Source organism: Methylobacterium crusticola (assembly GCF_003574465.1).
Lineage (GTDB): Bacteria > Pseudomonadota > Alphaproteobacteria > Rhizobiales > Beijerinckiaceae > Methylobacterium > Methylobacterium crusticola.
Map to the genome: position 1 here is coordinate 1 of NZ_QOWC01000532.1, position 428 is coordinate 428.

The 428-nt window shown below is 71.0% G+C and carries 1 protein-coding gene; it reads right to left on the minus strand.

Annotation, left to right across the window (positions count from 1 at the left end; genetic code table 11):
• The coding region (locus DT057_RS35220) for a N,N-dimethylformamidase beta subunit family domain-containing protein (protein ID WP_162501635.1) at nucleotides 1-428 on the minus strand (428 nt) is incomplete at both ends.

A 428-nucleotide genomic window follows, 5' to 3' on the forward strand; every position in this document is an offset into this window, starting at 1 on the left:
AGCAGGCTGCCGTAGCGGTCGGCGTCGACGCCGGCCATGTAGGAGACGTCGTAGCCGTTCTGCTCGAGCCAGGAGATCGAGGCGTACTCGGCGCCGAAGAGGTAGTCCTGGGGCCCGGCATAGGTGCCGACGCCGCCCCGGGTCGCGATCGGGCGGTTGTAGCTGACCGCGTAGGCGCGCCCGGCGCCCTGGCCGGTGGCGGGGCCGTTGCCGCCGTAGAAGTTGGCGCCGCCCCAGCCGTTGTAGGCCTGCCAGGTCTGGTCGGCGGTCTGGAAGACGATGTCGCTGTGGCTGCTGTCGTCGCGGACGATGAACGGGATCTGGTTCTCGCCCGCGGTGCCGTCCTGGCGGGTCAGCTTGGCGATGTAGACGCCCGAGACCGCGTCGCCCGGCACGTTCCAGGAGGCCGACACCGACCAGTTGCCGGC